The 24205-nt window shown below is 68.8% G+C and carries 17 protein-coding genes; 9 read left to right on the top strand and 8 right to left on the bottom strand.

The genetic code is table 11. The features are described from left to right. Positions 1-93 precede the first annotated feature (93 nt). From DB31_RS14665 to DB31_RS14675, 3 genes are read right to left on the bottom strand one after another with little or no spacing between them, the layout of a single operon-like run. On the bottom strand, positions 94-624 hold the full coding sequence (locus DB31_RS14665) for a hypothetical protein (RefSeq protein WP_044187771.1): 531 nt from the start codon (positions 622-624) through the stop codon (positions 94-96). Between the two features lie 46 nt (positions 625-670). Next, complete coding sequence (locus tag DB31_RS14670) at positions 671-1678, bottom strand: HEAT repeat domain-containing protein (RefSeq protein WP_044187774.1); 1008 nt, start codon at positions 1676-1678, stop codon at positions 671-673. A gap of 17 nt (positions 1679-1695) precedes the next feature. Then, positions 1696-2817: a hypothetical protein gene (locus DB31_RS14675; protein WP_240486696.1), complete on the bottom strand. Its 1122-nt coding sequence runs from the start codon at positions 2815-2817 to the stop codon at positions 1696-1698. Positions 2818-3093: 276 nt separating this feature from the next. On the opposite strand from DB31_RS14675, the gene DB31_RS14680 reads away from it, so the two are divergent. From DB31_RS14680 to DB31_RS14715, 8 genes are all read left to right on the top strand, one after another. Continuing rightward, positions 3094-6195, top strand: coding sequence for a serine/threonine-protein kinase (locus tag DB31_RS14680; RefSeq protein ID WP_044187778.1), 3102 nt, complete (start codon positions 3094-3096; stop codon positions 6193-6195). Then, a complete protein-coding gene (locus DB31_RS14685) occupies positions 6192-7082 on the top strand; it encodes a sigma-70 family RNA polymerase sigma factor (RefSeq protein ID WP_044187779.1) in 891 nt (296 codons plus the stop codon). The genes DB31_RS14680 and DB31_RS14685 overlap by 4 nt, the downstream gene beginning before the upstream one ends. A 193-nt stretch (positions 7083-7275) precedes the next feature. Further along, positions 7276-8184 (top strand): non-homologous end joining protein Ku, encoded by a 909-nt coding sequence (gene ku / locus DB31_RS14690; protein ID WP_044187781.1) that lies wholly within the window; start codon positions 7276-7278, stop codon positions 8182-8184. Between the two features lie 114 nt (positions 8185-8298). Next, entirely contained in the window at positions 8299-8481 is a 183-nt protein-coding gene (locus DB31_RS14695; RefSeq protein WP_044187784.1) for a hypothetical protein, read from the top strand. A 118-nt stretch (positions 8482-8599) separates the two neighbouring features. Then, positions 8600-11341: a VWA domain-containing protein gene (locus tag DB31_RS14700; RefSeq protein ID WP_044187787.1), complete on the top strand. Its 2742-nt coding sequence runs from the start codon at positions 8600-8602 to the stop codon at positions 11339-11341. 148 nt (positions 11342-11489) lie between these two features. After that, on the top strand, positions 11490-11870 hold the full coding sequence (locus tag DB31_RS14705; RefSeq protein WP_157231985.1) for a hypothetical protein: 381 nt from the start codon (positions 11490-11492) through the stop codon (positions 11868-11870). Between the two features lie 8 nt (positions 11871-11878). Then, a complete protein-coding gene (locus DB31_RS14710; protein WP_044187790.1) occupies positions 11879-12943 on the top strand; it encodes a serine hydrolase in 1065 nt (354 codons plus the stop codon). Positions 12944-13013: 70 nt separating this feature from the next. After that, positions 13014-13784 (top strand): hypothetical protein, encoded by a 771-nt coding sequence (locus tag DB31_RS14715; RefSeq protein ID WP_240486697.1) that lies wholly within the window; start codon positions 13014-13016, stop codon positions 13782-13784. 23 nt (positions 13785-13807) lie between these two features. Here the strand turns inward: DB31_RS14715 and DB31_RS44795 are convergent, their stop codons facing one another. From DB31_RS44795 to DB31_RS14735, 4 genes are all read right to left on the bottom strand, one after another. Then, positions 13808-15889 carry a sensor histidine kinase gene (locus DB31_RS44795; RefSeq protein WP_052419967.1) on the bottom strand — a complete coding sequence of 694 codons (2082 nt, stop codon included), beginning with the start codon at positions 15887-15889 and terminating at the stop codon, positions 13808-13810. Positions 15890-16019: 130 nt separating this feature from the next. Beyond that, complete coding sequence (locus DB31_RS14725; protein ID WP_052419968.1) at positions 16020-17255, bottom strand: phospholipase D-like domain-containing protein; 1236 nt, start codon at positions 17253-17255, stop codon at positions 16020-16022. A gap of 104 nt (positions 17256-17359) precedes the next feature. After that, positions 17360-20182 (bottom strand): TonB-dependent receptor, encoded by a 2823-nt coding sequence (locus DB31_RS14730; RefSeq protein WP_044187792.1) that lies wholly within the window; start codon positions 20180-20182, stop codon positions 17360-17362. A gap of 32 nt (positions 20183-20214) precedes the next feature. Continuing rightward, positions 20215-21216, bottom strand: a complete 1002-nt coding sequence (locus DB31_RS14735) for a hypothetical protein (RefSeq protein ID WP_044187795.1) — start codon at positions 21214-21216, stop codon at positions 20215-20217. A gap of 264 nt (positions 21217-21480) precedes the next feature. On the opposite strand from DB31_RS14735, the gene DB31_RS48790 reads away from it, so the two are divergent. After that, positions 21481-22227, top strand: coding sequence for a hypothetical protein (locus tag DB31_RS48790; protein WP_044187798.1), 747 nt, complete (start codon positions 21481-21483; stop codon positions 22225-22227). 129 nt (positions 22228-22356) lie between these two features. Here DB31_RS48790 and DB31_RS47865 read toward each other — a convergent pair whose 3' ends face one another. Further along, positions 22357-24084: a LysM peptidoglycan-binding domain-containing protein gene (locus DB31_RS47865; protein ID WP_157231986.1), complete on the bottom strand. Its 1728-nt coding sequence runs from the start codon at positions 24082-24084 to the stop codon at positions 22357-22359. Positions 24085-24205 lie beyond the last annotated feature (121 nt).

The following is a 24205-nucleotide window of genomic DNA, read 5'->3' on the forward strand; positions in this document are numbered from 1 at the left end:
CTTCTGCCTTCCCAAGATTCGATCGAAGAAGCCCATGCCCCGGCGGCTTACCACACCCTCCCGAGGCATAGGCTCCGGTCTCAGTGGCTCCGACTACTGGATGTAGCCGACGGTCTCGCCGCGGTCGAGGAACTCACCCTTGGAGGTGTAGCTGGAGTACCAGGAGGTGTTGTTCGTGCCGTAGCGGTCGTACTGCATGTGGGTGTGGGGGCCGGTGACGTTGCCCGTGCCGCCCTCGTCGCCAATCTGGCAGCGGTCGCAGGTCTTGTCGACCGAGGTGGGCTCCTTGAGGAAGTGCCACTGGCGGATGACGTAGTCATTCGCGAAGGTGTGCTTCACCTCGTTCTGGTTGCCGCTGCCGTTGCCGTAGCACACGACGGCGGTGGTGCGGATGGTGACGTTCCAGGACATCGAACCCACCACGCCCGTCTCGACACCCCAGTAGCCGCAAGCGTTGCGGCTGGAGATGTCCACCGCGCCGTGGAACGTGCCGCTCGAGTAATAGGTGGTGGCCGTCACATCGCCCGGGAAGGGCGAGCCCACCCGGTACGACGCGATCGCGACCGCGGGGATGAACGCCAGGGAGGCCAGCACTGCCATCGTTGTCTTCATCGTCTTGCGCATCGTTGTTCCTCTCGGGCCGGAAGTCCGGCCCCCGGGGGGAGGGGTACTACCGAGCCTGCTGCAACCGCTGCTTCTCCCTCTGGATCAGGCTCCAATCCTGAAGGTTCATGTTGAGGACTCGAATCCAGGAGTCGATCTCCGGCGCGAGGCTCGGGTCGACGCCGCGCAACCGCTGGAGCTCGGGCACCGCGCCGGCGAAGCCGAGCTGGGCGATGCTCTGGAGGATGGACTTGCGCACGGCCGTGTCCTGCTCGCCGCGGTACATGCCGAGCAGCGCCTGCCGGGCGTTGGTCATCTCCGCCACGGGCACGCCTCCGAGCGCGGTGGAGGCCGCCGCGCGAATCTCCGCGGAGTCGCTGCGCAGCAACTGCTCGAGCGTGCGGGCGGACCCGGCGCTGATCTCCCCCGTCATGAGCTGACCGAGGATCTGCGTCGTCACCTTCGGGTCCGAGGAGGCCACCGCCGCCGCCGCGGCCACGGCGGTGTCCGCCGCCCGGGCGTCGCGCCCGCCGTAGACATGCCGGTTGTCCTCGACGAGGTTGGTCGCGGCCTCTTGGCGCACCTCGGGCGAGGGATCTCTCACCAGCCGCTCGTACATGTCCCCCGTGCGCTCCAGGGCGCCGGTGCGCCGCAGCGCGCGGATCGTGGCGGCGCGAAGGCTCGGGTCCCTGTCCTCCAGGGCGCGCTTCGCGACGGCCTGCATCGCCTCGTCCTCCAGGCCCCGTTCGGTGCGCGCCACCAGGGCCGCCGCGAGGTGCTCGACCATGACGGGGTCGTACTCGCGCTCGAAGGCGGCCTGGAGCTCGGGGAGGGGCAGGTTGACGGCGGACTCGCGCAGGAGCGTGCGCAGGTAGAGCTTGTAGGCCTCGGACTTCGAGCCGAGCCCACGGCGGATGGAGCCCATCAATCCCTCGACCGAGCAGGTGCCGGCCTTGAGGGTGGGAGCCTCGGACGAGGAGGCCGGCGGCTCGGCCAGGGCCAGCGCCGGAGCGAGGAGGCCGACGGTGAGGGCCAGGGTGGGGAGCACATTCATGCGAGGGAAGAGGCGGGTCATGGGGAGAGCTCCGGACGCTATTCCTCGTGGCGGTCGAGGCAGCCGAAGGGATCGTCCGTCGGCAGGGAGAACCAGATCCGGCCGAAGTCGACGATGCCGCTGGCGTAGAGCCGCTCGAAGTCCCGGTAGTTGCCCTGGAAGCGCGGGTCGATGATCGCCATGTTCGCCATGGCCGGGAGCGCATCCTTGCCGGCGGTGCGGGCGGCGAAGCGGAAGAGGGCCCAGCGGACACAGATGTCCTTCTCGGTCTCGAAGTTCTGGGTGAAGAGCTCCAGCACCCGGGTCTTGTCCTCGGACAGGGACAGGTCGTGCGCGGCCACCTGGCGGACGTCCTCGCTGCCCTCGGTGGCCAGCAACTTCGCCAGCCGGTCCGTGTCCTGCTTGTTGAGCGGCACCTCGGCGTGCATCTCCATCTCGAGCGCGAGGTAGCGGACCTGCTCATCCAGCGACTCGGTGCCGATGGTGAGGAGCTTGTCGAGGTAGGGCCTGGCGTTGCCGGTTCGCTTGAAGTCCTCCTGCATCACTCGGCCGATGGCGCGCGTGGTGACCCAGCCGGCTTCGGCCGAGGAGGCGTCCTTGGCGAAGTGGGCCAGCTTGTCGAGTGCCGCTGGCTCGAGCCGGGGCATGTGCTGCAACTCATCCAGGAACCCCGCGCGCCGCCCGAGGTCGAGCTTCTCGTCAAGACCCAGGTCCGTAAGCTGCGCGGTGAGCTTGGGCAGGGCCTGGGACTGGCGCAGGCCGCCCATGAGCAGCTTGAACTCCGCGGGCGAGGCCTCGCGCGCCCAGCCCAGCACTTCCGTTGCGCGGCCCGCGTCATCGCCGATGATCTCGGCCAGACGCCCCTTGAGGTACTCGAGGACGAGCGGATCCTTCGAGGCCAGCAGGGGGGCGGCCCACTCGCGGAACGTCCCGAGGGTGACGTTGTCGTTGAAGCGCTCCAGGTCCTCCCAGCAGGTGGTGCCGTTGAAGCGGGGAGCCTTCTCCTGGGACTGGCCGACGCCGCCCTGGCGGGTGTGCCCGGCGCCGCCCGTCTGAGACGCGCCCCCGGACTGGGAGCCGGAGACTGCGGCCAGGTGCTGCTCGCTCTGGCTCTCGGCTGCGGAGGGGCCACTGAAGATCACCCCCACGCCGAGGAGCAAGGCCGCGGCTCCCAATGCGACGAGCACGCCCCCGAGTGATCGGAGGCGGTCGGACGAGACTGCGTTGGAAGGGTGCGAAGGGTCGGCTCTCATCGCTCATTATGAGGGGCCGACTTCCCAGCCATCCCAAAAAAATCGTAAAAAGACGATTATTGTCCGGATGTTCCTAAAATCCCTGGAGTTTCATCGGGTTGCAGTGAGGGCCAAGGGAACTCGAATTTCCGATGAAATGGCAATGCTTGGGAAAATGGGGCTCTTGCTAGCGTGAGCGCAAACATGGGCTGCCCCGATGAGAATGCGCTGAGCAACTTCTACGGGGGCCTGCTCCCGGAGGAGCAGAGGGTTGCCATCCTCGCTCACGTGGAGGGGTGTACCAGCTGTCAGCGGGCGTTGGCGGCGGCGGCGGAGACGGGGACAGCCTCGGATGTGGCGCACGAGGTCTCGGACGGAGGCGCCGCGCTGGCCCGTGGGGCCACCCTCTCTCGCTACGTGGTGCTCGAGCGGATCGGCCATGGAGCCATGGGCGTGGTGTACGCGGCCTATGATCCAGAGCTGGATCGCCAGGTGGCCCTCAAGCTGCTGCGCCCTCGGGGACGCCAGTTGGAAGAGCTGCGGCGGAGGCTGCTGCTCGAGGCCCAGTCGCTGGCCCGCCTCTCTCACCCGAACGTCGTCGCCGTGCATGACGTGGGCACGGCGGGCGATGTCGTCTTCCTGGCCCTGGAGCTGGTGGAGGGCACCTCGCTCGAGCGCTGGATGGCCGAGCCTCGCCCCTGGCGCGAGGTGCTGCGCGTGTTCCTCGATGCCGGACGGGGACTGACGGCCGCGCACGCGGCGGGCCTGGTGCACCGCGACTTCAAGCCCGCCAATGTGCTCCTTGGCAAGGATGGACGGGCGCGGGTGACGGACTTCGGGCTGGCGCGGCCCTCCAACCGTGCGGGTTTGTCCGAGGGCGGCACCGCGCCACGCGAGGTCTCCGTCGGAGGGCTCGTCTCCTCGAGCTCGGGAGGCCGCCTGCTGGCGGGAACGCCGGCCTATATGTCTCCGGAGCAGCTCCTCGGACAGGGGATAGATGCGCTCTCGGATCAGTTCAGCTTCTGTGTGGCTCTCTTCGAGGCCCTCTTCCGTGCGCGGCCCTTCGAGGGGCACGGTGTCGAGGCGCTGACCCGGAACGTGAGCGAGGGGAAGGTGCGGCCGATTCCTCGCGAGTCGAAGGTTCCGGCCTCGGTCCGCCGCGCGGTGCTGCGAGGGCTCCGTGCCAGGCCCGAGGAGCGGTTCCCCTCCATGGATACCCTGTTGGAGGCGCTCACCCCGCGCTCCATGAGGGTGCGCACGTGGCTGGCCGCCGCGGGGGTCGCGGTGGGCCTGCTGGGAGTGCCCGCGGGCTATGTGCTCTCTCACCGGCGCGAGGTGCGCTGCGCGCAGGAGGCGGACAAGCTCGCCGCGGCCTGGAGCCCCGAGCGTCGCGAGCGGGTGCATGCGGCCTTTCTCGCCACCGGCACGGCTTACGCCCCCGCGGCCTGGGAGAAGTTCTCCGCGGCGCTGGAAGCCCATGCCGCCCAGTGGCGCGAGCTGCGCACCGAGGCTTGCCTCGCGACGGAGGGCAGCAAGGCGGACACCGCGTGGCAGACGGCCGCGTGCCTGGACAGCCGGCTGTGGCAGCTCGCCGCCGTCACCGGACTGCTGGAGAAGGCGGACGCGCAGGCGGTGCAGAACTCGCAGCAGCTGCTGGCCTCGCTCGATGGGCTCGCAGGGTGCAAGGAGGCACCGGCGCTGTCCACCCGGCCGCAGCCGCCGGATGCGCTCCGCCCTCGTGTGGACGAGGCACGGCGCAGGCTGGCCGAGGCCCGGGCCCGCATGGACGCGGGCCGGCACACCGAGGGCATCGAGCTGACCAAGGCGCTGCTGAAGGACATCCAGGGGCTGGACTACCGCCCGCTGGAGGCGGAGGTGCTCCTGCTGAATGGCCAGGTCCACGCGCTCGCCGGTAAGCTCAAGGAGGCGGAGGAGAGCCTCTACAAGGCCCTCTGGGCCGCCGAGGCCGGGCGGGATGACGAGACGGTGGCCCGCGTGTGGAACATGCTCGTCTGGGTGGTGGGGGATCAGCAGGCGCGCGCCAGCGAGGTGGAGCGCATCGTCCAGCACGCCGAGGCCGCGGTGGAGCGCCTGGGCCGGGATCGCTTCCCCGCCATCGCCATTGATCTCCACCTGAGGATGGGAGGGATGCTGCTGGTGCAGGGCAAGCTGGAGGAGGCGGACGCGGAGTACTCCCAGGGCCTGGTGCTGTCGCGAAAGGCGGATGCAGGCCCGGAAAGCTCGCGCACGGCCTACTTCCTCTCGGGCCTGGGCCGCGTCCGCAGCCGGCAGAACCGCCCCACGGAGGCGCTGGAGCTCTATCGACAGTCCCAGGCGGTGCGTGAGCGCCTCTGGGGACCCGAGCACCCTGCGCAGGCGCTCAGCCTCAACAACATCGCCATCGAGCTGCTCGCGCTGGGGCGGCGGGAGGAGGCGATCGCCACGTGGCGCCGTGCCCTGGCGCTGCTGGAGGCCTCGCGCCCGCCGGACCATCCCAGCTTCGCCGCCCCGCTCATCAACCTCGCCTCGGTGCTTCGCAGCATGGGGCGCTTGGATGAGGCCAAGAAGAACCTGGAGCGTGCCCTGGCCATCTCCGAGAAGAGCAAGGGACCGGATCATCCCAACACGGCCAGCGCCATCAGTGAGCTGGGGATGGTGGCCTTCGACTCGCAGCGGCTGGACGAGGCCCGTGCCTACCACCAGCAGGCGCTGGAGCGCGTTCAGCGGGCGCTGGGGCCGGACACGTCGCGTGCCGCTCCGCTGCTGACCTCTCTGGGCATCATTGATCTGCGCGAGGGCCGCTACGCCGAGGCCCGGAAAGAGCTGACGCGTGCCCTGCAGCTCTGGGAGAAGGAGGGGGGACCCGATGCCTCCTCGGTCACCCAGGCGCTGCGGCCGATGGCGCGTCTCGAGGTGGCCACGAGTGCACCGCGCAATGCGCTGGAGCACTGCCAGAGGGCCCTGGCCGTGGATGAGCGGGTGCAGGGCGCCAATGCCCCGGACGTCGCGCTGGATCTCGCCTGCCTCGCGGAGGGGCACCTGGCCCTGGGCGAGCCGGAGCAGGCCGTGCCGTTGCTGGAGCGGGCCCGGCAGCTCCACGCGAGTGCCCCGAGGGATCCACTCGATGAGGCCTGGGCTGCTTTTCTGCTGGCCCGGGCGCTCGGTGAGCAGCGGCGTGCGCCAGATCGCACGCGTGCGGCGGCGCTGGCCGAGGAGGCGCGCGAGCGCATGGAGAGCCTGGGGCTCCGCGCCCGCGTGGAGCTGAAGCACGTGCTGGCCTGGCAGCGGCGGGGAGAGGGCCCATGAGCGAGTCAGGAGACCGGGGTGCCCTCTCGGCGCTCATGAGGACCCACGTGTCCCCGGAGCGGCGCGCCGCGCTGGACCTTGTGGAGGGACTGGAGGCCCTGCTGCGAGGGCACCACGCGGCGGGACAGGCCCAGTGGCCGTCGGTGCCGCTGAGCCCGGAGCGCTTCGTGAAGCACCTGGCCCGGCACATGCCCGAGGGTTCGGGGGAGGCACTGCGTTCGCTCCACGCCGCGGATCTCTACCTGGCTTGTGCTTGCTCTGACGGAGAGCCTCGTGGGCTCCAAGCCTTCGAGCAGCACATCCTCCGGCGAGTCCCCTCGCGGCTGGGACAGCTCGCGGACTTCACCGTGGATGATGTCCTGCAGGAGCTCCGCCAGCGGCTGCTGGTGGGCCGAGGCGACGCGCCGCCTCGCATCGCTGACTACTCGGGCCGGGGGCCGCTCCTGGCATGGGTGCGCATCATCGCCACGCGCATCGTGGGCGAGCTGGCGCACCAGCAAGGGCGCCAGGTGCTCTTCGACGAGCCGCCCGAGGTGCTCGCCCGGATGCTGGCCTCGAGTGATCCGGAGCGCGAGCTGCTCCGCGAGGACACCCGACAGGCCCTCACCGAGGCGCTCCGCAACGCCCTGGTGGCGCTCTCCGATAAGGATCGCGCCCTGCTGCGCCTGCACCACCTCCACGGCCTCACCATGGACCGGCTCTCGGCGATGTACGGCGAGTCCCGCTCGGGCGTGGCGCGCCGGGTGGCGCAGGCCCGCGAGCGGCTGATGGAGCTCACGCGCAAGGATCTGGCCTCGCGGCTGAACCTGGGCGGCACGGAAGTGGAGAGCCTGCTCGAGCTGGTGCAGAGCCGTCTGGACCTCAGCCTCCAAGGGTTGTTGGGGTAGGGGACCGGAACCGAAGTTCAGTGAGATCCGTCGATCAGGGCTCCAAGATCCGTTGATCAGAGTCGTCTGCCCGCCGATCGGCGGAGCCGTGGCGCGGTTTGCCGCGACGCCCCGCCGGATCGAACTTCCAGACATCGCCGTCGCAGCCGAGGCCGATTTTCTGGCCTCCGGCGCGATTCCAAGGAGGTGTCGAATGGCGCGCCCGATGTGGAAGGGCTCGGTCAACTTTGGTCTCGTGAACGTTCCGATCCGGATGTACCGGGCGGTCTCTCCGCGGGACGTGCGCTTCCATCAGCTCCACGCCAAGGACAAGGCACGCATCCGCGAGCGGCGCATCTGCGAAGCCGAGGGCACCGAGGTCCCCTACGACGAGATCATCAAAGGCTACGAGATCAGCAAGGGCGTCTACGTCACCATCACGCCCGAGGAGCTCAAGGCGCTGGCGCCCAAGGGCACCTACGCCATCGATATCGAGGACTTCGTTCCCTCGAATGACATCCACCCGCTCTTCTATGACGCCCACTATCACCTGGTGCCGGAGACGAACGCCGCGCGTGCGTACGCACTGCTGAGCCAGGCGCTGGAGAGCTCCGGGCGGATTGGCGTGGGGCGCGTGGTGCTGAGGACGAAGCAGTACACCTGCGCCGTGCGGCCCAACGGGCCGGGGTTGATGCTCTCGTTGATGAACAGCGTGGACGAGGTGCTTCCGCTGGAGCAGATCGACGGGATGCCCTCGCACATGCCCAAGGTGAACGCACGCGAGCTGGCCACGGCTGAGCAGCTCATCGAGTCGCTCAGTGCTCCGTTCGATCCCGAGAAGTACCGGGACGTCTACCGCGAGCAGCTCGAAGAGGTGCTGAAGCAGAAGGCGGGCGGCGTGGAGATCCGCCCGTCGCCTGCGGCCGAGCCGGAGTACAGCGCCCCGGCGAATCTGATGGAGGCCCTGAAGAAGAGCCTCGCGGCCGCGAAGCGCACGCGGGACCGGGAGGAGGAGGCCACCAAGCCCCAACGCGCCACCCGCGCCACGCGCACCTCGGGGACGCGCCGGGTCCGCTCACAGGCCGCGGCCCGCACGGCCCGGAGCCGCAAGAAGAAGTCCTGAGTCCGGCTGCTCGTGCCTGGCTCTGGAGCAAGCGGGATGACCCGGGGCTGCCGTCACAGGTGGGCCCGGGGCTCTCCTTCTCGATGACCCCCAAGTCGTCCAAGGAGACGCACGATGAGCAACCCCAAGAACCAGAACCTCGCCCCCCGTGACACCCTGAGCATTACCAACGGCCAGTCGCTGATCGAGCTCGAGCCCGAGCAGCTGCGGGCCGTCGTCGGTGGCACGAGGAAGAACCCGAAGATCGACGTGACCGTGAAGCCGGACGGCACCATCATCATCAAGGTGAACCCCTAGCGCACCGCCGTCGGCGGTGGGTGTTCGTGCCGCGCCCACCGCCGGCAGTGGCTCGAAAGCCAGATCCCCATGGGGGCGACGGGGCTTGGACGTAGTAGAGTGCCCGCCACTCGTCTTCATGAGCTTCTCCCTGCCTCAGGCGCTGGTGTTGCTCGTGCCCCTCGGGCTCTTCCTCTGGAAGCGCGGGGCACGCCCGGGTCCGCCCATGCCCTTGCGGTGGGGCCTGCTGGTGCTCGCCGTGGCCGCGCTCGCCGGGCCCGAACTGCTGCTGCGCGACGCGGGGAGTGATGTGGTGGTGGTGGTCGATCGCTCGCGCTCCATGCCACTGGACGCGGACCGTGTCGCCCTGGAGCTGGTGAAGCTGCTGGAGGCCCAACGCCGTCCAGGGGACCGGCTGGGCGTCATCACCTTTGGACGCGAGGCGCGGGTGGAGCAGCCGCCGAGCGCCGCGGGCTCCTTTGGAGGCTTCTCGCGGCCGGTGGATGTGGATGCCTCGGATCTCTCGGCGGCGCTGGATGCGGCGGCCGCGCTGATTCCCGCGGAGCGCACGGGCCGGGTGCTCGTGGTGTCGGACGGGCGGAGCACGGGAGCGGATGCCCGGGGAGCGGCCCGGAGGCTGGCGGCCCGAGGCATCGCCGTGGACTTCCGCCAGGTGGCCCGCGAGGAGGTGCCGCTGGACCTGGCCGTCGTCTCGGTGGATGTGCCGTCGGCGGTGGCGGTGCGCGAGCCCTTCCAGTTCTCCGCCGTGGTGTTCGCCTCGGGCGCCGTCACCGGCACGGTGAAGCTGGAGCGCAGCGGCCAGCTCCTGGTGAAGGGGCCCTATGACTTCCGGCCGGGCAACAACGTGCTGCCCTTCCGGGATCTCATCGAGAAGGAGGGCCTGGCCAGCTACCGGCTCACGGTGGAGGCACCCGGAGATGGCGTGGTGGAGAACGACGAGGGCCGCGCGGTGCTGCGCGTCGAGGGCCCGCCCCGGGTGCTGGTGCTGACCCGGCAGCCGAAGGGGGCCCTGGCCCAGGCCTTGGAGGCCGCGGGGATGCGGCTGGAGGTGCGCGAGCCCTTCCCCGTCTCGTTGGATGCGCTGGATGGCGTGGCGTCGGTGGTGCTGGAGAACGTGGACGCCAACGCCCTGGGCGAGCCTGGATTGAACGCGCTGGCCTCGTACGTGGAGCAGGCGGGCGGTGGGCTGGTGATGACGGGCGGGCGGGACAGCTTCGGGCAGGGAGGCTACCGGCGCTCACCGCTGGAGCCAGTGCTGCCAGTGTCCCTGGAGCTGCGCGAGGAGCAGCGTCGCACGGCCATCGCCATGAGCGTGCTGATGGATTGCAGCTGCTCCATGGGCGTCAACGTGCCGGATGGGCGCACGAAGATGGAGGTGGCTGCCGAGGGTGTGGTGGGCGCGCTCACGCTCCTCAACGACAATGACGAGGCCTCCGTCCACATGGTGGACACGGAGAGCCACGAGATCTTCCCGCTGAGCCCGGTGAGCGAGGGGCTCCCGCTGGGCAAGGTGGCGCGAGGCTTCAGCGGCGGCGGCGGCATCTACGTGGGCGAGGCGCTGCGCACCGGGAAGAAGGAGATCCTCCAGAGCGAGAAAGTGACCCGGCACGTGCTGCTCTTCTCGGACGCGGCGGACTCCGAGGCGCCGGACGACTACAAGGCGACCATCTCCGCACTGCGCAGGGCGAACGTGACGGTGTCCGTCATCGGGCTCGGCACGCCGAAGGACTCGGACGCAAAGCTGCTGCAGGAGGTGGCCGCGCTGGGCGGCGGGCGCATGTACTTCGCCCAGGACGCCATGAGCCTGCCGCGCATCTTCAGCCAGGAGACCATCACCGTGGCGCGCTCGGCCTTCGTGGACGTGCCTACCTCCCTGGAGGCCGCGCCGGATCTGCCGCTGCTCGGGAAGCTCTCGCCGCAGGGGCTTCCGCAGGCGGGCGGCTACAACCTCACGTACCTCAAGCCGGGTGCGAACGTGGCGCTGCGGACGCTGGACGAGAACGCCGCGCCCCTGCTGGCCATGTGGCCGCGCGGCTCCGGCCGCTCGGTGGCCTTCATGGGCGAGGTGGATGGGGAGTTCAGCGGTGAGCTTCGCCAGTGGAGCGGCCTGCGCGCGGCGGTGGAGAGCATGGTGCGCTGGTCCATGGCCGGCGGTGGCAAGCCCGAGGGCGAGGCGGTGGCGCGAGCGGAGCGGCAGGGCAACCTGCTGCGCGTGACGTTGGACCTCGCGCCCGGGGAGCCGATGCCCACGGCGCTGCCCTCACTGGTGGTGCTCCCGGGCGATGGCAGCTCCGCGCCGGTGGAAGTGCCGATGCGCTGGGAGGATGAGGACCGGCTCTCGGCCGAGTACCCGCTGCCGGGACGCGGCACGTGGCACCCGGTGGTGAAGCTGGGCGCAAGGGCCCTGCGCGCACCGCCCGTGGCGCTGCCGTACGCGCCGGAGTTCGAGCCGGGCAGCCCGAAGGAGGGGCTCGCGGTGCTGCGCGCGGTGGCGGCGGTAGGCGGAGGCGTGGAGCGGCTCTCCATGGCAGAGCTGTTCAAGGATGCGCCGGTGTCCGAGGGGCGCGTGGCGCTCGCGCCTTGGCTGGTGGGGTTCGCGGTGCTGGTGCTGCTGGCGGAGGTGGTGGTGCGCCGGTTCTTCTCCACGCCTCGGTTGCGCAAGCTGGCTCCCGCGAAGGTGCCAGGGCTGGCCGAGGCTCCCGCTGGCGCGGCGCGCAGCCCCGAGCAACCCCGAGAGGCTCCGTCCACGCAGCCTGGGGCGGACGAAGGCGCGAAGGCCGCTCCGGAGAAGCCGGACGGCAATGTGGACTCGGCGCTGGAGGCTGCCCGCGCCCGCTCCCGCAAGCGCCTGGGCCGCTGAGAGAACAGGCGGGCAGCCAGGGGCTCCAGCGCCCGTCCAGGTGACCATCGAACCTGCGGTCCCTCTTGTCTGTCCTTGGCCCGACACGTTGTCGGAGCGCCGCACGCTCCACACCGTTTCCGCACTGACACATCAGCCCGGAGACACCATGAAGAATCTTCTAGGAGCCATCGCGGCCGCGATGTTGCTCGGCGCAGGTTGTGCTCATGAGCGGGTGAGCACCACCCAGACCGAGGCGTCATCGGCCCCGCGAGCCTCGATGGGCACTGCGGGCGTGTCCAGCGACCTCACCTGTGAGGCCATCAATGGCAATGCTGCGGGAGTCTCCAGCTCCGCGCCGGTGGTGAACGATTCCAGCGAAGCCTGGGGCGGCTCGTCCTCCCGAGAGGGTATTGCCGAGGGCAAAGCCAGCGGTGGTTCGGGCTCGGAGATGGACACCTCCGACAAGGCCCCCGTGGATGATTCGGCCTCTGAGACCCAGTCCTTCGAGGACACGGACATGGGCGGCACTGGGGGCGGTGGAGGGTGAGGTGAGCCATGGCCTCCGCAGCAGTGGTTTCTCTCCTCATCGCTGCGGTGCTCGCCACTCCGGCCTCAGAAGCCATCGGAGAGCGCCCCGTCGTGGGGTGGCTCTCCGGGCTCGCTCCCGGTGTCGAGGAGGTCGCGAGAGACTTTGAGGGTGAGCTCTCGCTCTACGTCCTCAACGTCGAGGACGGCGAGTCCTATGCCTACGATGCCGACACGCCGACGTACCTCTCGTCCGCTATCAAGATCATGGTGATGCTGGAAGTACTGCATCAAGTGGAACTCCAGCAACTCTCCTGGGATGAGCTGCTCGAGCTCAGGCCCGATGACCTCCGGGATGGCATGCACCGGCTCGGCAGCGCCCGGCCCGGTGAGCGGCTGTCGATCGCGACGCTCCTCGAATACATGATGGGGGACAGCGACAACGCCGCCGCGGATCTCCTCATTCGCCGAGTCGGTCTCGACCGGGTGAAGGCGCAGCTCGCCGCCCGAGGAATCCAGACGGGCCCGCTCACCTCGCTCCTGGAGGAGCGCCAGCGCATCTACGGCAAGCTGGACCCCAGAGCCCGGGAGTTCACTCCGGCCCAGATTCAAGCGCTGGGTCAGCATGCCTCGCTGGCCTCTCGCGCCCGGTTTCTCTCCGGTCTCTTGGAGCACTCGCCCGCATGGACGGGCCGGGAGCTCGATCAGGCCTTCAGCTCCTTCTACGAGGAGAAGGTGAACTCTGCCTCCATGCGGGACATGGGGCGGCTGCTCGCGCAAGTGGCCCGCTGTGAGGGACTGAGCGCGGACAGCTGTTCCCGGGCTCATCAACTCATGCGGGGATGCCGCACGGGCCGGGGACGAATCGCGGCGGGACTGCCCAAGACCGCTGCATGGGCGCACAAGACCGGGACTCAGCACCGACGCGCCTGCGATTTGGGCTTCCTGGAGCTCCGGCCCGGTCAGACGATTGTCATCGCCGCGTGCACCCGGGGTTTCTGGCATGTCGCGGATGCTGAGCGCCTGTTCGCACGCTTGGGAAAGCTCATCTCGACCGCTGCGAGCACGCCCGCGCCCAGACACCCCGAGCTGTAGGATGTAGTCAGTAGGCGCAGCTTCAGGCGTTCTCATGGAATAGGCTGCTGGCTTCGCCGTCCTTGAGGACATGATGAACCGCATCCTTGGCTTTGCATCTCTGGGGCTCTCCGTTGTCGCACTCGCAGTCGCCTTCTCGGGGCAGCGGGAGGCTTCAGAACCCCCCTCCAGGGAGGAGCGGCCGTCCTCCAGCGCTCCCCAGGACGTGCAAGCGCTCGAGAAGCGGTTGAAGGCCCTGGAGGTCACGGCGGTGGGCCTGTCCGAGCGGGTGATGGCGCTCGAGCGGCGGCCCGCGGGCGCGGACGGGAGCGGCGGTGCAGTGGGCGGTGCGGCGCCGGTTGGGCTCGCCCAGGAGGTGGAGCAGCTCCGGACGGAGGTGCGAGGCATGATCGCGGGTGAGGCCCTGAACTCCGAGGGCGGCCGCGACTACCTCAAGGCGATGGTGCGCTCCGTCCAGGACGAGATGCGGACCGAGCAGCGGCAGGAGCGGGACCAACGGTGGGTTCAGGCACAGTCCCAGGCCCAGACACAGCGCTCCGAGCGCTTGCGCAAGTTCGTCTCCGAGGCAGGTCTGAACTACTCCCAGGAGCAGGAGTTCACTCGCCGGATGCAGGAAGAGGACACGCGCCGTCAGGCCCTCTTCGACGAGCTGAGCGCGGGCGGTAAGGCGCCTCGCGACATCCGGCAGGAACTGCGCGCGATTCGCAAGCAGACGGACGATGCGATGCAGAAGGTGCTCTCCGAGCCGCAGCGGGCCCAGTACGAAGAGCTGCGGCGCGAGGATCGCGGCGGCAACCAGCGTCCGGGCCGCGGACGGCAGGGCGAGCAGCCGGCGCCCTGAGGTGCTCTCTCCGCGAGCCGGGATTAGGAGAGGGGAGGGTGCTCCCCCTCCGCCTTGATTTCCGCCGAGGGAGGGTGCCGCACCGGGAGCTGGAGCACGAACGTTGCCCCCTCACCCGGGTGGCTCTCGACATGAATCGTCCCGCCGTGGGACTCGACGATCTGCCGGGCCAGGAACAGCCCCAGGCCCAGCCCTCCATACCGATTGGACGACACCGCGCGCTCAAAGCGCTCGAAGATGCGCTCCAGCGCCTCGGGCTCGATGCCGATGCCGTGATCCGTCACCGCGATGCGCACCCAAGGGCCCACACCCGAGACGTGGACCTCGATGGGCTGCCCCGCCCCGAACTTGAGCGAGTTTGCCAGCAGGTTGGCGAGCGCCTGCTCGACGCGGCCTCGGTCCCACCACGCAACGAGGCCTGTCTGGGCCTCCACCTTCAGCGTGACGCCCGCCCTCCGGGCCTCCTCGCTGAAGCCTTCCACCACCTGTTCGACCAGCTCGTGCACTTCCACGCGCTCCGGATGGAGCTCCATCCGGCCCGTGGTGATTCGGCCCACATCCAGCAGGCGCTCGACGAGCTGGCCCAGGCGCCCGAGCTGGCGTGACGCCGCGCGGAGCTTCTCGTGGGCCTCGTCGGAGGCTCGCTCCCGCTGGAGCAGCCCCTCCAGGCTCCGCATGCGCAGCGTGAGCGCCGTCAACGGCGTGCGCAGCTCGTGGGCGGCAATGGCGATGAACTCGTTGCGCACCTCGATGGCCTGGCGCGCCTCCTCATAGAGACGCGCGTTCTCCAGGGCCATGCTGAAACGGTGGGCCAGGTCCTCGGCCAGCCGGAGGTCCGTGGTGCCAGCGCACCGGGTCAACTCGTCGCTCATGAGCACGAGCGCGCCCTTCGCGCTGCCGTGCACCCACAGCGGTGCCAACACCACCGTGCCCTCCTCGGTATGCCAGCGCCGCGAGGCCGTGGGCAGGGGCGGCAGTGCACCGCGCACGCGTGCCTCTCGCTCCGGGCTCCACCCCGCCTGGACAATGCGCTCCAGCAGCCCGTTCTCACCCTCCAGCCACACCGCGAACCCGGTGCACGTATGAGGCACGACGAGCCGGGCCACGCGTGGAATCGTCTCGCGGACGTCCAGCGAGGCAGCCAGCACCGCGCCCGCATCCACCAGGAGCTGCTGGAGACGCTCGGCCCGGCGCCTCTCGGAGACCACCGCGGCCAGCATCAGCGCCATCATGGAGAGGATCGTCAGGAAGATCTGAAGGGTGAGCACCTCCTGGAGTGCGGACGTGTGCAGGGTGCCGAAGGGGCCTCGGCCGAGCAGGGTGTGCCAGACCGCGAAGAACGCCACCACGGCCGAGGCGCTCGCGCCGCCCAGGGGGCCCAGCCGCAGCGCACCCCACATGACGAAGGCGAAGCTGACATAGGCCAGCGAGGCCCAGACTCCCGAGGCCGAGGGCTGCGCGAAGATGAGGTTCGCGCTCAGCGCCGTCAAGGTGAGCATCGCCACCAGCTCCATCAGGCGCCGGAAACGGCCGGGTGAGAGAACCGTGGAGGACCAGGTTAGCAGCAGCGGCGCTACCAGCATCGTCCCCAGTCCATCGCTCAGCCACCAGATCACCCAATGGCTCAGGGAGAAGGATCCCTGCCATACGAGAATGCCGAGCCCTCCCAGCGTGGCGCTGGCGATGGGGCTCACCAGGCCTCCGAAGAGGAGCAACCCGGCCACCTCCCAGCTCCGGGAGAGCCGGATGGAGGTGCCTACGAAGCGCCGCATCAACCACGCGCCCCACAGCGAGCGCAGGCAGTTGCCCAGGCTCCAGAGGAGGGCGGTGCCCAGAGGAATGCCGGTCTTATGGAGCAGCACCGAGGCGAACTCCGCCACGAAGATGGCGGTGAGCAAGACAGGCCACTCCCGAGGAGATGCCCGCATGAGGAAGACGAGCGAGAGTCCGCTCGGCAGCCAGAGCAGGGCATTCGGAGTCGGAGGAAAGACGAACCGCACGGCCAGCAGGCCCAGTGCGAAGAAGCTCACTCCGAGCACCAGCGCACGGAGCCAGAGTGTCTTCTGCTGCGAGCCCTTCAGGCCAAGGTTCAAGGAGAGTGCCATTCCTGTCCTTCCCTCGAAGGCTATGCCTTCAATCCGCAAGCTGCCCCCCTGGGGAACACGGATCAGAGAGGGACGATCGCCTCCCTGCCTGAAGGGGTGGCGGTCCGGAATGGCCTGCCGGGCAGGGGCCCTAGGGTTCGCTGGAGACCGCTGGCGGTTGGTAGGTGGCCTTCGGATCCACCTCGGCCGCGTAGGCACTGTTCCATGTGTCCGAGAAGAAGCGCTCCAGCTGCTGGGCGAAGGCCGTGCCCTCGATGATCAGGCCCACGTTGCGCGTCTGGGTGAAGTAGTCGCGCTCCCAGTTGCTCGTGCCCACCCAGGCGGCCTCGCCATCCACCACCATGTACTTGGCGTGCACCACGCGCGCGAAGGGGATGAAGCCGCCGGACCAGCGGGGGATGGTGACGAGCTTCACGGTGAGCCCGGGCGGAGCGTGGAGCGCCTGAAGCCCTTCGATGGTGCCCGAGCGCTTGCTCCAGTCCGCCACCATCAGCTCCACCTTTACCCCGCGGGCGCTGGCCCGCTTCAGCGCGTCCTCCAGCTCGTGGAACTCGCTCCCGTCGCGAGCGCGGGCCCGGTAGGTGAGGACCTGCACGCGCACGGAGCGCTTCGCCCCATCGATGAGCTCCACCAGCCGAGGCAGATCCCACGTGGTGGGGTCCGGCAGGTAACCCTGAGGGCTGAAGACGGGCGTCACGCGCACCGTCTCTCCGCCGAAGGAGACGGGGAGCGGCCCGGGCACTTTCTCCGTGGAGGCAGGGGGCGAGCCACCCGCCGCCAGAGTCCAGTCGAGCTCGAAGATGGTACCGAGGGCCCGCACCACCTCGGGCACGCGCACGCGGAGGCCGAGCTCCTGGATGTGCTCGAGCGAGCGCCAGTCGAAGTTCTGGCTGCCGAAGTACGCCTCGCGCCCATCCACGATGAAGTACTTGGCGTGCTGCACTCCGCCCATGGACTTGGCCGTGTCCATTCGGCGCACCTCGACGCGGCGGGCCGCCAGCCGTTCCAGGGTCTCCGGGTACTGCTTCACGAACTTCTCGTCCACGAGCAGCCGCACTCGCACGCCGCGAGCCGCTGCGGCCTCGATGGCCTCAATGACGGGCTCCAACCGGCTGCCGGGCGCGTTGCTCACATAGAACTGCTCGATCTCCAAGGTGCGCGCGGCCGCGCCGATCATCTCCGGCCAGACGCGCCACGCATCGGGGATGTCCGCATGGTCCAGCGCCGTCTCCACCGGGCTGCTCTCCACGAGCACCAGCCCGGGTTCAGCGGAGGCGGTGGTGGCTTCAGAGGTGAGCGGATGCGGCGAGGAGGTGGCGCACGCGAGCGAGAGGCACGCGCTGAGCAGCAGGAGGCGCAGGGACATGCGGCCATGTTCTCGCATTCCCCAGCGTCCTCGGCGCGTCAAAAAGAAGAGGGGCCCCCACGCGATGCGCGGGAGCCCCTCGGATTCAGCAGCTCAGCCCTGGCTCAGTTGCGGAAGCGCAGGAGCAGCTCCGCCTGCAGCGGGCGGTTGCGGAAGTTGGAGGTACCAAACGTGTTGGTGCCCGTGGCCGAGTACCGGTCGTTGATGGTGGACACGTCCGTGTTGTTGAACAGGTTCACCACCAGCAGCGTCAGCTCCAGCTTCTGCTTCATGCCCAGCGGGCGGCCGAGATCGTAGCGGGCCTGCGCGTCCAGGAGGAAGGTGTCCGGGTTGCGCAGCTCGGACACGGTGGACGGATCGTTGAAATCCGGCCGGCCCGTGGCCGCGTTGACGGAGTGGCCGGTGCCGCGCTCGGAGCGGTACAGCGTGCCGCCGCCCGCGTTGACGCTGTTCATCCACAGCGGGGTGCCCGTCAGGTAGCGGAACCGGAAGCCGAAATCGAGGCCGAAGTCCGTCGCGTACGAGATGGAGCCCTTGACGGTGTGCCGGATGTCGTCCGGGTTCGGGCCCTCCGCGAAGGACTTCATGCGCGGGTTGAAGCCGTAGTTGTCGAAGTAGTTGCCCACCGTGCCGTTGGCGAACGCCAGCGTGTAGTTGGCCAGCAGGTCCCACGGGCCCGACTTGCCCTGCACCCACAGGTCCATGCCCTTGTAGTCACGCCACGCGTCGTCCGGCGAGGTGATCTTCGTGATCTGCCGCGGCTCGCCGTTCACGTAGCCCACCACGCGCGTACCGGACGGATCCCAGATTTGGTTGACCTCCTCGTCCACCCAGAGGTTGGAGTACTTGCGGTAGGTGAAGTCCGCGCCCACCACCGCCTTGTCGCCCACCGCTTGGTGCAGGCCAAAGCTCAGCTCGTCCACCTTCGGCGTCTTCGCGTCCCGGTCGAAGATGCGGCCGGTGGGGCCACCCGCCGTCTGGCAGCCCGTCTCGGTGCCGAACGGCGTGCACTCGGCGAAGCTGTTGGTCGTGGTGTTCCAGCGCGTCGTCACCTGCGTCAGGTCCGGGTTGCCGTGCTGGGCCACGAACACGTCGCCCACGTCCGTGGAGCGGCCGAAGTGCGCCTTGAGCAGCGTGGTGCGGTCGCCGAACAGGTCATACGTGCCCGACAGACGCGGGCCGAACCCCGTCAGGTTCTTGATGAACTTGCCATCGTCCGAGTACAGCCGCCCCGCGTCGAAGCGCAGGCCGCCCACCACCGTGAAGTGGCGGTTGAGGGTGAAGCGGTCCTGGATGAACGTGCCCAGCGTCAGCACCGAGGCGTCCGTGGACAGCGGCTTCTGCTCGCCGTTCGGATCGTAGAAGTCGATGCGCCGGTCGCAGTACGCGAACGTCGTCGGATCATCCGGGTTGCACACGCCGCCGCTGCGGTCGATGTAGCGCTGGTTGCCGGTGACGCCCTGGGTCTGGCCGCCCGTCAGGTAGCCAATCTGGATGCCACCCTTCATCTGGTGCTTGTCCAGCTTGAAGGTCAGCGTCGGATCGAGCTGGAAGCGGCGCTTGGTCTCGTCCTGGTAGTTGCCCACGCGGCCGCTGCCCAGCGAGCCCGAGCTGAAGCGCGTCACGTTGCCGTCGCTGTGCGAGACGGCGTCGTCATCGTCGTTCTGCGGCCCGAAGTGCGCGTCCTTGTACGTGGTACCCGCGGACACCTGGAACAGCATGGTGTCGGTCAGCGGCCGGTCGTAGTTGACGATGAAGAAGAAGCCGCCGCGGTTGATCTTCGACTCGGCGTCCAGCGCGGTGCTGGAGTTGGAGATGTTGTTGTCGATGAGGTTCCGGTCGTAGTTGAACGCGAAGGAGATGCGGTCCTTGGCCGTGGGCTGCCAGGTGAGCTTCAGGCGCGCCAGCCGCGTCTCCGTGTCCTTCGGGCGGTTGGTCAGCTCCTCACCGGGCAGGGTGATGGGCGTCTCCTGGTGCGAGAAGTTCCACTGGCCCGAGGCGTAGAACCACAGCCGGTCCTTCACGATGGGGCCACCGAAGGCCACCAGCGGGCTGTAGAAGCTCGTCTCCGCCTGCGGGGTGTCGTTCTGGATGAAGCCGCCCACCGCGCTGCTCTGGTTGGAGGCCGACAGCGCCTTGGCGTTGGACCACGCCGGCGACAGCACCATCGTCACGTCATAGGTGAAGTCGTTGGAGCCGCTCTTGGTGACGACGTTCTCGATCATGCCCAGCGAGTTGTACTGAGCGTCCAGACCGCCGGTGATCACTTCGAAGTTCTCCACGGCGTAGAAGTTGAACGGGGCGCTGATGCTGCCGTCCGTCACGTCCGTGGTGTCCATGCCGTCCACGAAGCTCTTGCCGTAGCGCGACAGGCCGCCGCGGCTGCTGGGCGCGTTGCCCGGGCCCACGCCCGCCACCAGCTGGGGAATGGCCTGCACCTGGTTGAACACGGGGGTGGCCGAGGCCTTCTCCGCCGTCAGCACCGCGCCCGTCTGCGCCGAGTCCGGGTTGATGATGGGGTTGACCTGGGTGACGATCTCATAGGTGGCCACCGCCTCCGTCTCGGTGAGCACCTCGAGCTTCACGTCCACCGGGGACGTCTGCCCCAGGCGCACGTTGATGCCCGTCTTCTTGATGGGCGTGAAGCCCTCCACCTTCACCTCGAGCGCGTACTTCTCGCCCGGCGGCACCAGGGTGAACTCGAAGCGGCCGTCATCGCCGCTCGTCGTCGTCTGCGGCTGCTGCATGGACGGGCCGCTCAGCGTCAGCGGAACCTCGGCCAGCGGAGCGCCGGTGGGGTCATACACGTAGCCAGACACCTGGCCGTAGTTCTCGCCCGCCGCCAGCGCGGTCTGGGGCAGCGCAACGAGCGCCAGCAGGGCCAGGAGCAGCACCCGGCCGCCGAGAGACAGAAGGGAGGTCTTCATGGGGGCGTTCTCGAAGGAAGCGAGGGAGGAGCTCACGGCGCACCCGTGGTGAGGAAGAGGGTGCCGGTGTACCGGGTCGCCTTGCTCATATCCACGGCGGTGGCGGCGCACGGCGCGTCGTAGCAGAGGCTCTTGAACGAGGCGGGCGTGGTGCCCGTGGGCGCGGTGAACTCACGCAGCTTCACCACCGGAGACCAGTCTTTCTCGCCGGGCCGCGCGAACAGCACCAGCACGTTGTTGGCCGTCGTCGAAGAAGCCGTGCCCGTGGTCGGGTTGACGATGACGCCGTCCATCGTCTTCACCACGTCCACCATGGCGTTGTCCGTGCCCACCGGCTGCTGCTCGGTGGGGACATTGCCCGCGTCCAGGTAGTTGAGCAGCAGTCCCTTGAACCAGCCCAGAGGCGGCGTGTACGCGGTGCCGTCGGATCGGCGCACCTCGGCTGCGGCGATGACCGGCCGCATGACCACGGTGGTAGCGGGCTCATCGTCTGAGGGTTCTTGCTTCGCCAGGTTGAACTCACCCTTGTCGATGGTGACGGCGCTCTTGAGCGCGTTGCAGTCGTACGCGCCCGAGCCCGTCCACTTCACCAACTTCATCAGAGGCAGCACCGCCGGCGCGGTCGAGGAGGTGTTGGCCACCGGGATGCGCGTGAAGACCGGGTACTGCGTCGTCGCATCGAACGCGTCGGTGCGCGGATCATACGCCTCGCCGGCCTTGCAGCCCTCCGGGAACTCGTACACGGAAGTGGCCAGGCTCTCGGTGATGAGGAACGGCGGCGCCTTGGTCTTGTCCGTGTTGGGGTTGGCGACCAGGCCCAGGTTGTAGACGAGGACGGGATCATTATTCACCGTCACCGTCTGCGGCAGGTAGCACCTGGCGCTGCCGCACGAGCCCGCGGGCAGGAACTTCGAATCCAGCACGCTGGTATCGATATAGCCCTGGAACTTGTCTTCCGTCTGCTCGGAGTCACCACACGACACCACGCTCAGGGCCGCTACGAGCCCGAGCGTCTGCTTCCATGGAATCTGCACGCAATACCTCTTCGGGAGGGGGGGACGAAGATGGGCGCGCGCACCCTGCCATGTGTCCACTGCCGATCACCAGACCCACCCAGGACGTAGGTCATACGAATAACTTATGATATCCATTTGACACATGGATGAAACGGGTTTGACACAGAATCCCGTTTATGGGCGGCAAACGGGTTGTCTGCCTCACTTCACTCAGGGCGTTGGGTGCACCCCCGGGGGCTGTGGTATGGCCACTCATCACCCGCGCGGAGCCCCCAACCACCCATGTTCGCGCAGCAGCTCGCCCCTCCTCCTTCCTCACGCTTCGCAGGCTTCGCGTTCTTCTCGGTGGTCGTCCACGCCGCGGTGATCGGCGGGCTCATCCTCTGGGCCGATAGGAAGCAGGACCTCCAGGAGAAGGAGGTGAAGGTCGTCTTCATGGCGGCCAAGGCCGCTCCCCCGCCGCCACCTCCTCCCCCGCCGCCTCCTCCGGCGCCTCGGAAGGTGACCCCCAAGGTCACTCCCAAGCCCAAGGAAATCGTCATCCCCAAGGAGGTGAAGCCCATCGAACCTCCCAAGGAGGAGAAGCCGCCGGAGCCGGAGCCCGAGCCCACGCCCGAGCCCGAGACGACGGAGGCGGTAGAGGGCGGCGAGGAGGGCGGCGTGGCCGGAGGCGTGATTGGCGGTGTCGTCGGCGGGGTGGTGGGCGGGGTGGTGGGCAGCACCGGGACGGTGCCCGAGCCGGCGAAGCCCAAGAACGTGCCGGAGTTCGTCATCAAGCGAGACTTGGTGCGCCAGGTGCCGCCCAAGCTCTCCGAGGTCTTCAAGCAGTCCCACCGCAACGACGGCGCGGTGAAGGGCAAGTACCGCATCTGCGTGGGCACGGACGGGCACGTCTACGACGTCATCCCCGAGGAGCCCATCCCCGGCGCGGACGAGGACATCATCTCCGGCATCAAGGAGGGCTGGGAGTACAAGCCCCAGAAGGTGCCGGTCTGCTTCCTCTACATCATGTCCATCAAGATTCAGTGAGCGGAGCGGGCCCCGCAAAAACCACGGGGCCCGGAGCTTGCGCTCCAGACCCCGTGCCGGTTCTTCATCACCGGTGCGAGGCCGCGAGCTCCAGGTCCAAGGTCCCGGGCTCGCGCCTCACTTCGTTTCTCAGCCCAGGACGTTCAGCGCGCGGCGGTAGTAGGCCTCGCGGCTGGACAGCCCGTTGTAGCCGCCGTTGATGCGGCGCGTGACTTCGCGGAAGTTGCCCGCGTCCGCGTACTTGTTCAGGCCGCGGCTGTTCCAGAACCACGCGGCGGTGCGGAAGCCCACGTCGATGTCCGCGGCGCGCTTCGGGTTGTGCTCCAGGTCGATGCCCAGCGCCTTGCCCGCCGCCCGGTAGTTGGCGCGGCCGGTCAGCTGGATGGGGCCACGGCCCTTGAAGCGCACGCCGTCGCCCGGCTGGGTGTTGCCCAGGTCCTTGCGGCCCTCGTACGCCGCGCCCGAGGCAATCTCCTCGAAGTAGCGCAGCTCGCCGCTCTCGTGCGCCAGCTGGGCCAGGAAGGCCGCCTGACGCTTCGGCGTGTTGATCTGGGCCTCCTGCATCGCCTTGTTCAGGTGCGGAAGCACCTGGCGCGCCTTCGCGTCCGACAGGTTCGGCATGACCTTCTTCAGCTGCTGCAGGGAGACGCCGCCCTTGACCGGACCCGGATCCGCCGGCTTCACGCCGCCCGTGCCGGTGGTCGTGCCGCCGCCGCTGCTGCCGCCCACCTTGGCGCCCAGCTTCTCGAAGGCCTTCCGGGTCAGCGGCCCGTAGTAGCCCGTGGCCGGCACGTTGTGCGCCTTCTGGAACTCCTTGAGCGCCGACTCGGTGCGGGGACCGAAGACGCCGGGGCCCGTGTTCATCTCCTTCTGCGTCATGTTGCCGGCCTTCACCAGCGCCGCCTGGAGCTGCTTCACCGCCGCGCCCTGCGCGCCGCGCTTCAGGTCACCGCCCGGCACCGCGGCACCCTTCACCGAGGTGGAGGGCTTCGGCTCCGGCTTGCTCGGGGTGGAGGGCTTGGTCGGCGTGGAGGGCTTCGGCGCCGTGCCCGGGTTCGGGTTGCCGCCGGAGAACGTCACCAGCTGGCCCGTGGACTTGTAGCTCTTGGGGCCGCCCACCAGCCGGTTGCCCACCTGGTTCAGGGTGATCTGCTTCCCGGTGGCCGGATCATTGGCGTAGTAGACGTTCTTGCCGCCCTCGCGGCCGCGGCCCGTCACGGTGATCCAGTGGTCGGTGCCGTTGGCGCCGCCGTTGCTGCCGGCCTTGTAGTCCACGCCGATCACCACCGGCCGGCCCTTGTCGATCTGCTTGTTGATGGTGTCCAGGTTCCACGACTGCTTGGCGGCGCCCAGGCCCCCCATCTGCGCGGCCTTGCCCCAGATGAGGCCGTTGCCCGCGTAGCCGCCGTGCGTATCCAGGTACTGATCCATCTCGCCGGGGTTGATGACCTTGCCGGTGATCTTGCTCACCGCCATGGAGGTGGCCGTCATGGCGCAGCCCGCCGCCGCCAGGCTGGAGCTGGTGCCCAGGCGCCGGCCGCCCCACTGCGGGTCTCCCTGGCGGTACATCGGCGTGCCGTCACGCGAGGTGGGGAACTTGCGGCCGTCGCCATCCTTCACCGGGCCGCGCGCCGCTGCCGAGGCCTGGGGCGCCGAGCCGCCCCCGCTGGACGCAGGGCGCGAGGCCGGCTTGGAGTCGAACCCGTCCGACTTGCCGGGGACGGTCAGCTTCTGCCCGGCGAAGATCTTGTTGGGGTTGGAGATGTGGTTGGCCTTGGCCAGCGCCGAGACCGACGTGTTGAACCGGGCCGCGATGGCGCTCAGGGTGTCGCCGTTTCGAATCGAGTAAGTGGACACGAGAATTTCTCTCCGCTTGAGAGTGACTTGCCCAGGTTTTCGTCCGATTCGAGAATCAAGTTGCGCGATGGAGCGAACATTCTTGATAAAATGTTTGCTCGATGCAGGAAGCGGCACTGAG

The sequence above is a fragment of the Hyalangium minutum genome (assembly GCF_000737315.1).
GTDB classification, from domain to species: Bacteria; Myxococcota; Myxococcia; order Myxococcales; family Myxococcaceae; genus Hyalangium; species Hyalangium minutum.

Excerpts from the sequence above, each read along its gene's own strand:
- DB31_RS14665 (WP_044187771.1), bottom strand. The coding sequence starts at position 624 with ATGCGCAAGACGATGAAGACAACGATGGCAGTGCTGGCCTCCCTGGCG.
- DB31_RS14670 (WP_044187774.1), bottom strand. The coding sequence starts at position 1,678 with ATGACCCGCCTCTTCCCTCGCATGAATGTGCTCCCCACCCTGGCCCTC.
- DB31_RS14680 (WP_044187778.1), top strand. The coding sequence starts at position 3,094 with ATGGGCTGCCCCGATGAGAATGCGCTGAGCAACTTCTACGGGGGCCTG.
- DB31_RS14685 (WP_044187779.1), top strand. The coding sequence starts at position 6,192 with ATGAGCGAGTCAGGAGACCGGGGTGCCCTCTCGGCGCTCATGAGGACC.
- ku (WP_044187781.1), top strand. The coding sequence starts at position 7,276 with ATGGCGCGCCCGATGTGGAAGGGCTCGGTCAACTTTGGTCTCGTGAAC.
- DB31_RS14695 (WP_044187784.1), top strand. The coding sequence starts at position 8,299 with ATGAGCAACCCCAAGAACCAGAACCTCGCCCCCCGTGACACCCTGAGC.
- DB31_RS14700 (WP_044187787.1), top strand. The coding sequence starts at position 8,600 with ATGAGCTTCTCCCTGCCTCAGGCGCTGGTGTTGCTCGTGCCCCTCGGG.
- DB31_RS14705 (WP_157231985.1), top strand. The coding sequence starts at position 11,490 with ATGAAGAATCTTCTAGGAGCCATCGCGGCCGCGATGTTGCTCGGCGCA.
- DB31_RS14710 (WP_044187790.1), top strand. The coding sequence starts at position 11,879 with ATGGCCTCCGCAGCAGTGGTTTCTCTCCTCATCGCTGCGGTGCTCGCC.
- DB31_RS14715 (WP_240486697.1), top strand. The coding sequence starts at position 13,014 with ATGATGAACCGCATCCTTGGCTTTGCATCTCTGGGGCTCTCCGTTGTC.
- DB31_RS44795 (WP_052419967.1), bottom strand. The coding sequence starts at position 15,889 with ATGGCACTCTCCTTGAACCTTGGCCTGAAGGGCTCGCAGCAGAAGACA.
- DB31_RS14725 (WP_052419968.1), bottom strand. The coding sequence starts at position 17,255 with ATGTCCCTGCGCCTCCTGCTGCTCAGCGCGTGCCTCTCGCTCGCGTGC.
- DB31_RS14730 (WP_044187792.1), bottom strand. The coding sequence starts at position 20,182 with ATGAAGACCTCCCTTCTGTCTCTCGGCGGCCGGGTGCTGCTCCTGGCC.
- DB31_RS48790 (WP_044187798.1), top strand. The coding sequence starts at position 21,481 with ATGTTCGCGCAGCAGCTCGCCCCTCCTCCTTCCTCACGCTTCGCAGGC.